At 60.4% G+C, this 10,326-nt stretch carries 6 protein-coding genes; 4 read left to right on the forward strand and 2 right to left on the reverse strand.

The window, feature by feature from the left end:
• Positions 1-122: 122 nt before the first annotated feature.
• Entirely contained in the window at positions 123-470 is a 348-nt protein-coding gene (locus KBA32_RS14295) for a hypothetical protein (protein WP_294360178.1), read from the forward strand.
• A 247-nt stretch (positions 471-717) separates the two neighbouring features.
• On the opposite strand, the gene KBA32_RS14300 is transcribed toward KBA32_RS14295, so the two are convergent.
• Together KBA32_RS14300 and KBA32_RS14305 are read right to left on the reverse strand one after the other, a co-directional pair.
• Complete coding sequence (locus tag KBA32_RS14300) at positions 718-3,867, reverse strand: PAS domain S-box protein (protein ID WP_294360181.1); 3,150 nt, start codon at positions 3,865-3,867, stop codon at positions 718-720.
• 166 nt (positions 3,868-4,033) lie between these two features.
• Complete coding sequence (locus KBA32_RS14305; protein ID WP_294360184.1) at positions 4,034-5,353, reverse strand: HD domain-containing phosphohydrolase; 1,320 nt, start codon at positions 5,351-5,353, stop codon at positions 4,034-4,036.
• 1,008 nt (positions 5,354-6,361) lie between these two features.
• Here KBA32_RS14305 and KBA32_RS14310 point away from each other — a divergent pair.
• The 3 genes from KBA32_RS14310 to KBA32_RS14320 all read left to right on the forward strand — a co-directional run.
• Entirely contained in the window at positions 6,362-7,201 is an 840-nt protein-coding gene (locus KBA32_RS14310) for an efflux RND transporter periplasmic adaptor subunit (protein WP_294360187.1), read from the forward strand.
• Positions 7,202-7,207: 6 nt separating this feature from the next.
• A complete protein-coding gene (gene rbbA, locus KBA32_RS14315) occupies positions 7,208-9,973 on the forward strand; it encodes a ribosome-associated ATPase/putative transporter RbbA (RefSeq protein ID WP_294360189.1) in 2,766 nt (921 codons plus the stop codon).
• Positions 9,974-9,975: 2 nt separating this feature from the next.
• A partial coding sequence (locus KBA32_RS14320) for an ABC transporter permease (protein ID WP_367113786.1) occupies positions 9,976-10,326 on the forward strand: 351 nt, incomplete at its 3' end.

Consider the following 10,326-nt stretch of genomic DNA (forward strand, 5'->3'; position numbering starts at 1 on the left):
GGCTTTCGCGGCATAAACGGGTGCCCTCCCACGGCACACGACGCCGTGGGTCCCTCCCATTTATTCCACGGTCCCTTGACACCGCCTCCGCTCATTCAGGCTCCAGTGCGTCAAGCTTGTCCGTGCCTACGCCGACCTGTTTCGCCGACTGCCGCGCAAAGGTACGTCTGGCCCGTCCCGACGTCCGGCACGAGGCAATTACCAGCCGGCCGTGGCTGATGGCCTCGGTCGGGCGCAGGACCGAACACGCCGGACAAACAACCATCACCCTGACCGGTTTGCATGCCCATTTCGAGAAAGCGCAGGCCGCGCTGATGCGCGTTTCTACCTTGCTTCAAGGCTGGAACGCCCAAGCTGCGGAGCAGTTGCATCCCGCAACAGTCTGGCAACGCGTTTGCGATCATCTCAAGCGCGCCCTCGCCAGCATCGGCCCGCCTCCGACTTCTCAATTAATCAAAAATCATGCATAACGCATCAACCAACTACGGTTTCTAGGTTAATTCTGGTTGCTCAACTATTGGGCACGGACCCGTGGGCATAGACTTGCCTCGAATCTCTCTTGGTTGACCGACACCGACCCGCGCTTGCCGATAACCCCGAATTCGGAACGTTTCTGACGCTATCGTTCAATCAATTCAATCCGGAATAACCATGGCATTGGGTCAAGTACTGTACAAGGACTTGATCTCGAGCAAGTGCGCTGTTCGAGGGACCTGCCTATGTTTCTTCCCGGGCACCCTGTGCCCCATGCGCCGGACTGATCGGCTCGGGTTCGAAAACCGCAAAACGATTCTTGCCCTTCAGTTTGGCCTGATACATGGCCTGATCGGCCTGCCGGATGAGCTGGTCGCCGGCAATGCCGTCCTCTTGTGAATGGAAGGCAACACCCAGACTGGCCGAAACCTGCAGCACGAGTTCGCCAATGATCACCGGTTCCGCCACTGCAGCCAGCAAGCGGGTCAGCGTCGAAACGCCCGCCGGCCCTTGCGTGAGGTCGACCAGAACGGCGATAAATTCATCGCCGCCGAGGCGGGCGAGCGTGTCGCCGTCGCGGAGGATTTGTTTCATGCGCGACGCGACGGCGATGAGCAACTGGTCGCCAACGGCGTGGCCGTGGCAGTCATTGATCGCCTTGAAGCCATCAAGGTCGATGAACACCACGGCGAACTGCTGCTTTCGCCGTTGCGCCTGCGCCATCGTCTGCTGCAGCCGGTCGGCCAGGAGCACCCGGTTCGGTAGATGGGTCAGCGAGTCGTAGTGTGCCAAACGCTCCAACGCATGTTCGTGCTCCTTGAGTTGCGTGATATCGGAGAACAGGGCGACAAAGTGGCGGATGACACCGCGGCTGTCGTGCACCGCGCTGATGGTGATCATCTCGGCGTAAGCCTCGCCCGACTTGCGGCGATTCCAGATCTCACCGTACCAGTAACCGCGTTCCAGCAGATTGGTCCACAGGACGATGTAGAACGCCTTGTCGTGGCTGCCAGAGGCGAGGAGTCGCGGATTGCGGCCCAGTACTTCGTCCCGGGCGTAACCGGTGATGCGCGTAAACGCCGTGTTGACGTCGATGATGGCGCCGTCGGGTGCGGTGATCATGATGCCTTCGCGGGCATGCGTGAACACGCTCGCCGCCAGCCGTGACGCTTCCTCGGCCCGGGTTCTTTCCGTGATGTCGTAGAAGGTCACCACATGAAGATCGACCAGGGATTGACTCATTGGCGCGACTGCAACGAGCGCCGTCCGATTCTCCCCGTTCTTGCACTGGATGGTCGCTTCGATGGCTTCGAATGGAGTGTGGTCGCGCTCGGCTTTCTCCATGTTGGCCTGCCAGGCGGCCAACATCGACTGTCGATACGATGGATCCGGGTAGGCTTTGGGCCACCAGTCGGCCAGGGTCGGGATGTCTTCCAGCGTATAGCCGAAGGTCTGTGTAAACGCCGTGTTCAGGTAGGTGACGTTGAGTTGGCTGTCGTTGAGGGCATACGGAATGGGCGAAGCCTCGAAGATGGCGCGGAATCGGGATTCACTTTGTCGCAAGGCTTCTTCCGCCTTCTTGCGCGCCGTGGTATCTCGGTGCAGGCAGAACAGATAATTCTCGCCGGCCAATTCGACGCCGCTGATGCTCACTTCGACATCGTACTGGGTGCCGTCCTTGCGCCGATGCCGGGTCTCGAGATTGAGGTAGCGATCGCCGAGGCTGGTCAGGATTTCTTCCAACTCATCGCGGCTAAACTGCGAATCCCAGTCCCACACCCGGATCTGTCCGAGTTCCTGCGGTGAATACCCAAGCATTGCGGCAAAGGCCGGATTGAATTCGGCAAGACTGCCGTCGGTACGAAGCAACGCGATTCCGTCGCGCGATTTTTCGAGGATGAGACGCCGACGTGATACCTCATCCTCGAGCGCGTCTTTGATTCTGGCGCGCTCGCTGACGTCCTGGATGACGCCGAAGACGGCACGCCGGTCCAAATCGAAACTGGCGATGGAATGAATCGTCTTGATCTCGCCCGTGTCCGCTGCCCTGATCCTGAACTCCATGTCGTAGGGCTGGCCTTTGTCGATCAGGTCGCGCATGGCGGCGTCAAGCAACGGGCGATACTCGGGAAGGACCAGCTTCTTGACCTCGGCAAAGTCAATTCGAAGATCGGTATCGGTTGCGATGCCATAGATCTTGATGGCACCCGTCGATGCGATGATGACCTGTGAGTCAACCCACAATTCCCAGTTCCCGGATTTTGACGCGAGTTCGGCGCGGTTCAGCCGGTCGCCGCTCCAGCGAAGCTTTTCCTCCAGGCGATTGCGTTGATCGACGAGGCCGTTGAAGCTCAGCACCAGATTCTGGATTTCTTCACCACCGGCCGGCGCCAGCGCCTGCAGTCGTTCGTTGCCGGCGGACATCGAACGAATCGTCGTCGTCACCGCCACCAAAGGCTGGAGCGCTCGTCTGACCAGATAGCCGACGCACAGCAAGGTCGCAATCGTGAGCAGCAGCGCAATGCTGTAGGCACGCCTCATCATGTTCTGGATCGGCGCAAAGGCCTCGTCCGTCGGCAGCACTAGCTGCACGACCCATTCGGCAGACGGAATCGTCTTCGACGAGACGAGGGCCTCGGTTCCCTTGCTATCTATCTCCCGGCGGGAGCCCTCGAAATCGGCAAGCGAACTATCCGGGTTCGTTGCCATAGGCGCGGGCTGCAGGAGATTCCACGGGTCGCTCGAAGCGACGACAGTTCCGTAGCGCGGAGCGCTAACAACGATCCAGCCCGTCTTCCCGGCCATGCCGTTCTCGACCTGACCAAACAGGCTTTTGTCGGCGAGCGTGGCATAACCTACTAGCACGCCAGCGATTTCCCCGCTTCGGTCACGGATCGGCGCGGCCATTGCAACGACCGGCTCTTTTGTACGCAGGCCAACCCGGGGCTTGCCGATCGCCGTTCTTCCCGTCGCCAGCACTTGTCGGAAGTATTCTATGTCGCCAAACGAGACTCCCTCTCGTCCAACCGAAGCCGGAAATTCGGCCCGCCCCGTGCCGCTTCTGTCGATCACGACAATCCCCGCTTGAAAGAGCGCCTGCAAGCCGATACGGCCTTTCAGGAACTCTCGCGTCTGGTCGGGTGAGTCGAGGTACTTTGCGACCAGATCCGCGTTCTGGTTGAGCAAGTCGATGCGCTGAGCCACCTTGGCTTCGATGTCTGCGGCGATGTACGAAACGGACGAAAACTGCTGCGCCTCGAGCAGACCGCTCATGTCTCGCTCGAGCGATTTTCCGATGGAAACCGTCAACAACCAGAAGCTGCTGACAAACAGCACCAGGACAATTCCGATGATCGTGAGCTTGAGACTGGGCTGTCGGAAACGGGTATGCATGATCAATTAGGCGCCAGTGGTCACCTTGCTGTTACTTGGCTTATAGCCGCCTGGAAGAATCCGATGAGGGTGAAGCGGATCCATTGGTCTTGAGATAGGTGACCATACTATAACGAAGGTTATAGGATTGTTATCGCGATTCCTGGGTTGAGCGTTTGGTCATTCACTAGATTTGTTCAATCGCCTTTTCATTACGCGTGATCCAGTCGAGCGCCGATGATTCGACACCGTCAACCGCACCACCTCTTTCATCCAGGCGCCGATGGGCCTCGTAGATGATCTCGCGCAGTTGCCAACGGACTTCGCCGAGCAGGATGTTCAGTTCAATCATGGCCTCGGGATCGTCCTGGAGAATTGCGATGAGGATTCCCGGGTTGCTCACGTCAAAGCCTGCGTGCAGCAACATTCGCTGCAAGTCCTGGATTCGTTCATCAATGATCGAAGGAAGGGTTAGTGCCTCCTGGCGGGTTTCAAGGGCAGAATGACATTGCGCTCGGGTGACCTTCCAGTCCTTGAAGATACCGGCGACTTCGCGCAAGCGTGATTCGAGCGTTGGCGCCGAGGCAAAAGCCGAGGACTGCGCCTCCACGTGATCCTCGTCGTCGCTCTGCATTTCCTGAACGAGCGCCAGCAGGCAGTTGCTTAACTCGCCGTTGAATTTCTTCTGATTCAGCTTCAACAGGACCGAGAACCGGGCGAGGTTTTTCGCCTTGTGGCCTTGTTCAAAGATCGTGTTGGCCGCTTCTGCCAGCATGAGGATCTGGGCGCCGAGGCAAATTTGTTCTTCCTTTAGACCTCTTGGGTAGCCGCTTCCGTCAAGACGTTCGTGATGTTCGAAGACGGTCCGGCTGATTTCCGGATGATATTCGGCAAACTCGCGCAAGATCAGGTAACCCGTGATCGGGTGGGCGTACAAGTGGTGCCGCTCCGATCTCTCGAGGCGTCTGCCGGGACGCAGGAGTTCCGGTGCGACGTGCAGGATGCCGATATCGTGGAACACCGCAGCAGCGGCGAGGGTTGCCAGTTCCTTCACGGAGAGGAAGAAATTCCGGATCGCCAGCGACAGCGCGATCAGTGCAACGCGAATCGAGTGATCGAATACTTCCGGGCGTTGACTCCAGGCCACCGTCAGCTTGAACGCCATCGGCTCGCAGAGCGGGATTTCATCAAACGCACGCGCGATGCGACTTCGTACCTTGGCGTCCCCGCGCAGCACGTCGAGCCCCGGATCGGTGTCGAGCAGGTTCATCGCATACGCTTTGATACGTTCGCGACTGATGCCGTTTTCGACGGCAAGGCAGTGGTCAATCTTGGGAATCAGCTTGTGACTGACCAGACGTTCAAACAAGGCGGAATTGACCCGAACGCCTTTCTCGATGAGCTTGATTTTCCTTGTCGTGAAAATAGCCTGGCTGGTCACCACGTTCTGGGTATCCCCCATCTGCGTGATCGACCGGATGTAATGCTCGTCGTATCGCTGTTCCATCAATGACCATTCTGTTCGTTGGTTGTATGGGATCAGAGTTCCCTATGGCATTTAGCATAACTGCGTTGTCAGTATTGATATACAGAAATATAGCCCCTCTTCAGTAGATGTCCTCCTAGCAGGAAAAGTGATCGGGTGATACAACGAATCAGGCCGCGTTGAAAGTGAAGTAGTGAGGGGTTCGTCGCTTCCGCTGTCACAGGAACAAAGCGATCTCCGAAGCCACGCGTGAAAGCACTCGATTCACGCCAGTAGCCGTTTTGGCGCGTGCGCCTTTTTCCAAACCCGGGCGACGTGCTTGTTGGCCTCGGTCAGGTAACCGCCACGTTGCCGCCCGTGTCTGGCGAGGAGTCCACCGGCGGCTCTGGCCGATCACTGTGAATTATCCGTCCGGCAGGTTTCAGAGTCGACCGGACCTTTGAATGACCGGGCCGGCGGAATCGTGAAGGTCGGCAGTTGGCCGGCACCGGAAGTTCCAGGCCGTTTCCGAAAGCAGTCGTTCGCTGATACATTAGTTTCTGCTAAGGACCGCTTTTCGGCAAGATAGTGAATGCGTAAGATCGGCCACAACCAGCCGTAGCATCCCCGAAAAATCGAGCTATCCGAACGGCAGTTAACTCATCAGAGATCAGTCATTCGTAGCCTTCAGGTCACTGGCAAGTAATCAGACTTATGTGGAGCTCCACATAAGGCCGAATAGTTACCTTCGTTAAATCCTCATCAAACGAACCTGTAGAAATGGCCTGCGAACGACAGCCAGATCAACTCCCCAGAAAATTGATCTACGGCAAGCCTTGTCGTTTTCCCCGGCCTATAATTCATATGAATAATGACCGTATGGTCAGTCTGATCGGGTGACTTATGGAACGCGGGCGTTTGAAGAAGTTTTTCATTTTTAGCCTTTTTTTGGCGTTGACCTCAACAGGCGGGTATTTCCTCTATCAGCAGCGTCCTGCCGGCTTGTCAGCGGGGCTTGCGTCGGGGAACGGGCGGTTGGAAGCGGTTGAGGTGGATATTGCGACCAAGATTGCCGGGCGGCTGGCGGAGTTGGGGCCGCATGAGGGCGACACGGTCGAGGCGGGGGCGGTGGTGGCGCGACTGGATGCGGACGATCTGCGCGCCCAGTTGCGGGCGGCCGAGTCGCAGGTGGTGCAGGCGCGCAGGGCGGTTGAGGAGTCGCAAGCCGGGGTGCGCAAGTCGCGTACCGATGTGTCGCTGGCGGGCAAGACCTTGAAGCGTTCGGAAAGCCTGGTCGAGAAGGGCTTCATCAGCAAGAGCAGGCTGGATACCGACCAGACCGGCATGGAAGGCGCGATGGCCGGCATGGATCAGGCGCAGAGCCGGGTGGCCGAGGCGGAGGCGGCTTTGGCTGCCGCCGTGGCGAAGATGGATAGTTTGCAGGCAACGCTGAACGATACCTCTCTCAAGGCGCCGATCAGCGGCCGCGTACTCTACCGGTTGGCCGAGCCGGGCGAGGTGCTGGCGGCGGGCGGCAAGGCGCTGACCCTGCTCGATCTTTCGGACATGTACATGACGATCTACCTGCCGACCGACAAGGCCGGCCAGGTGGCGCTGAACAGCGAAGCGCGCATCTTGCTCGACGCCTTGCCGGGACAGCCGATTCCGGCGGTGGTCAGCTTCGTGGCGCCGAAAGCGCAATTCACGCCGCGTGAAGTCGAAACGCGTACCGAGCGGGAAAAGCTGATGTTCCGCATCAAGGTCAAGCCCGACCCCGCCTGGCTGGTGGCGCATCGCGATCTGGCCAAGGGCGGTTTGCCGGGCGTGGCCTATGTGCGCCTCGACGCCAACGCGCCGTGGCCGGCCAACCTCCAGATCGACGGGAAGTAAATCGTCATGGACCGCGTGCCGGTCGCCAAACTTGCCGGCGTCAGCCACCGTTATGGGGCGGTGACGGCGCTGGAGGCGGTCGATGTCGTTTTGCCGGCCGGCTGCATGGTCGGTCTTATCGGGCCGGATGGCGTTGGCAAGTCGTCGCTACTGGCGCTGGTTTCCGGGGCGCGGCAGATTCAGGCGGGCAAGGTTGAAGTGCTGGGCGGTGACATCGGCGACCGCCGTTTCCGTGCCTCGGTGCAGCCGCGCATCGCCTACATGCCGCAGGGTCTGGGCCGGAATTTGTACCCGACGCTGTCGGTGTTCGAAAACGTCGATTTCTTCGGCCGGCTGTTCGGGCAGGGCAAGCGCGAGCGCGAGCAGCGCATTGCCGAACTGCTGGCCAGCACGGGTTTGTCGCCCTTCCGCGACCGGCCGGCCGCCATGTTGTCGGGCGGCATGAAGCAGAAGCTCGGCCTGTGCTGCGCCTTGATCCACGATCCCGACCTGCTGATTCTCGATGAGCCGACGACCGGCGTCGATCCGTTGTCGCGTCGCCAGTTCTGGGAGCTGATCGACAGCATCCGCGCCCGCCGGCCGGGCATGAGCGTGCTGGTGGCGACGGCCTACATGGAGGAGGCCGAGCGCTTCGACTGGCTGGTGGCGATGGATGGCGGCAAGGTAATCGGCACCGGCACCCCGGCCGAACTGCGGGCGCAGACCGGGCAGACCACGCTCGACGGCGCCTTCATCCGCCTGCTGCCGGAGGAGCGCCGGCAGGCACACCATGAATTGGTGATTCCGCCGCGCGTCGGCGATGGCGGCACTTACGCCATCGAGGCTGACGGCCTGTCGCAGCGTTTTGGCGATTTTACGGCGGTCGACCACGTCAGCTTTAAGATCGAGCGCGGCGAAATCTTCGGCTTTCTTGGCTCGAATGGCTGCGGCAAGACGACGACGATGAAGATGCTGACCGGCCTGCTGCCGCCGACCGAGGGCGTGGCCAAGCTGTTCGGCAAGGCCGTCGATGCCGGCGATCTCGAAACACGCAAGCAGGTCGGCTACATGTCGCAGTCCTTCTCGCTGTACGGCGAACTGACGGTGCGTGCCAACCTCGACCTGCACGCGCGGCTCTTCCATCTGCCGGACGACCGGCGCGGCCCGCGCATTGCTGAACTGATGCAACGTTTCGGGCTGGAACCCTACGCCGACAAGGCCGCCGCTGAACTGCCGCTTGGCATACGCCAGCGCCTGTCGCTGGCCGTGGCGGTGGTGCATGAGCCGAAGCTGCTGATCCTCGACGAGCCGACTTCCGGCGTCGACCCGGTGGCGCGTGACCAGTTCTGGGCGTTGCTGGTTGAGTTGTCGCGCCAGCAGGGCGTCACCATTTTCATCTCGACGCACTTTATGAACGAGGCCGAGCGTTGCGACCGCATTTCGCTGATGCACGCCGGCAAGGTGCTGGCCAGCGACACGCCGGCCGGCCTCTGCGCGGCACGCGGCCAACCGAATCTTGAGGCGGCTTTCATCAGCTATCTGGAAGAGGCGACAGGGGTCGAAGAAGCGCCTGTTGCACCCCAAGGGCACTTCCTGCGGGGCGCGGTCGACCCCGAAAAACAGGCAAAAATGGAGGTCGACCGCAGCAGCAACAAAGGCGGGCCAAGCGCCTTCAGCGCCCGCCGCCTGCTCGGCTACGCCTACCGCGAGGCGCTCGAACTGCGCCGCGACCCGATCCGCCTGGCTTTCGCCTTGCTCGGCTCGGTGTTGCTGATGTTCGTGCTCGGCTTTGGCATTTCGCTCGATGTCGAAGGGCTGCGCTTTGCCGCGCTGGACCGCGACCAGTCGCCGGAAAGCCGCGCCTACATCCAGAACATTGCCGGCTCGCGCTATTTCATCGAACTCCCGCCCATCATCGACGATGCCGATCTCGACCGCCGCATGCGAAACGGCGAACTGGCGCTGGCCATCGACATTCCCGCCGATTTCGGCCGCGATTTGCGGCGCGGCCACTGGCCGGAAATCGGCGTCTGGGTCGATGGCGCCATGCCGTATCGCGGCGAAACCGTGCGCGGCTACATGCAGGGCATGCACCTGCAATACGTGCAGCAGATCATCCGCGAGGCGACCGGCGTCGAGACGGCCTACCCGGTCAATATCGTTTCCCGCTACCGCTACAACCAGGATTTCAAGAGCATCTACGCGATGGTGCCGGCAGTGATTCCGATCCTGCTGATCTTCATCCCGGCCATCCTGATGGCGCTCGGCGTCGTGCGCGAGAAGGAACTCGGCTCGATCACCAACCTCTACGTGACGCCGGTGACGCGCCTCGAATTCCTGCTCGGCAAGCAGTTGCCGTACATCGTCGTGGCGCTCATCAGCTTCGTGCTGCTGGTCATCCAGTCGCAACTCATGTTCCATGTGCCGATCAAGGGCAGCCTGCTGGCGCTGAGTTTCGGCGCTTTTCTCTACGTGATCGCCACCACCGGCTTCGGCCTGTTGATCTCGACCTTCACCAGCACGCAGATCGCTGCGCTGTTTGGTACGGCGATCCTGACCATCCTGCCTACCGTCAGCTTCTCCGGGCTGACGACGCCGGTGGCTGCGCTGGAAGGGGCGAGTTACTGGATCGGCCAGTTCTTCCCGGCCAGTTATTTCCTGATCATCAGCCGTGGAACCTTCACCAAGGCGCTCGGCTTCGCCGACCTCTGGCCGCAGTTCATCGCGCTGGCCTGCTTCATTCCGGTGTTGACCGCACTTTCGGTGGCGCTGCTCAGGAAGCAGGAGAAATAGCCATGCGCTTCGTCACGCTATCCAACATCTACCGCTTGGGCTTGAAGGAGTTGCAAAGCCTGCGCGCCGACAAGGTGCTGCTGATCCTGATCTGCTGGGCTTTTTCGGGCGCCATCTACACGGCGGCGACCGGCGCGTCGCAGGAGCTGCGCAATGCGCCGGTGGCCGTGGTTGACGAAGACCAGTCGCCGTTGTCGCGGCGTATCGTCGGCGCGTTTTACCCGCCGTATTTCCGTCCACCGCAACAGACGACACTGGCCGAACTGGACAAGGGCATGGATTCCGGGCGCTACAACTTCACGCTGGTCATCCCGCCCAACTTCCAGCATGACGTGGAAACCGGCCGTAAGCCG

Source organism: Propionivibrio sp. (genome assembly GCF_017995515.1).
Taxonomy (GTDB): Bacteria; Pseudomonadota; Gammaproteobacteria; order Burkholderiales; family Rhodocyclaceae; genus Propionivibrio.

Coding starts and splice junctions, on each gene's coding strand:
- KBA32_RS14300 (WP_294360181.1), bottom strand. CDS start 3,867: ATGCATACCCGTTTCCGACAGCCCAGTCTCAAGCTCACGATCATCGGA.
- KBA32_RS14305 (WP_294360184.1), bottom strand. CDS start 5,353: ATGGAACAGCGATACGACGAGCATTACATCCGGTCGATCACGCAGATG.
- rbbA (WP_294360189.1), top strand. CDS start 7,208: ATGGACCGCGTGCCGGTCGCCAAACTTGCCGGCGTCAGCCACCGTTAT.